A 520-nucleotide genomic window follows, 5' to 3' on the forward strand; every position below is an offset into this window, starting at 1 on the left:
TTTATCGTATTTAATAATTTGATCGACCAAGAAATTTTGATGATATTTCGTTTGTTTTAATTTATGACCAGTGAATGGATTATATTGAATAATATAATTGATGGGACCATCGCCACGATAATGATGTATTTCTTCGATTAATTGTTTTTTGGCGTTGTATTTTTGAATCACTTTACTTCCATAATCATCAATAAATTCTTTTTTGGTTGTTTTCATTTTTTTCTCCTTTTTATTTTTTTGATTTTAAAAGTTAATGATATCTTTAACAGTTCCATCGTCGTTGTAATATATTGTTTGGATTAGTGTTCCGTTATCATCGTATTCATTTACATAAGCAATGGTTTTACCATCAATTTGATAATAAATGTCTTTAATCGATTCACCAGTAGATTGATTGTATTCATTTATTTTTCTAATAGTTTTACCATCAGATTGATAAGTAGTATCTTTAACTAGTTTGCAAGTACCTTTATCGTACTCCGCGATACATTCAATAGTTTTTCCGTCAAATTGATAAAAA

General features: G+C 26.7%; 2 protein-coding genes. Both read right to left on the reverse strand.

Going from position 1 to position 520, the window contains the following annotated elements; translation table 11 throughout:
• A partial coding sequence (locus OYV_RS04330) for a DUF2963 domain-containing protein (protein WP_042068509.1) occupies nt 1-216 on the reverse strand: 216 nt, incomplete at its 3' end.
• 27 nt (nt 217-243) lie between these two features.
• Nucleotides 244-520, reverse strand: a 277-nt coding sequence (locus OYV_RS04335) for a DUF2963 domain-containing protein (protein ID WP_042068510.1), incomplete at its 5' end; no start/stop codon positions are given.

Source organism: 'Chrysanthemum coronarium' phytoplasma, from assembly GCF_000744065.1.
GTDB classification, from domain to species: domain Bacteria; phylum Bacillota_I; class Bacilli_A; order Acholeplasmatales; family Acholeplasmataceae; genus Phytoplasma; species Phytoplasma asteris.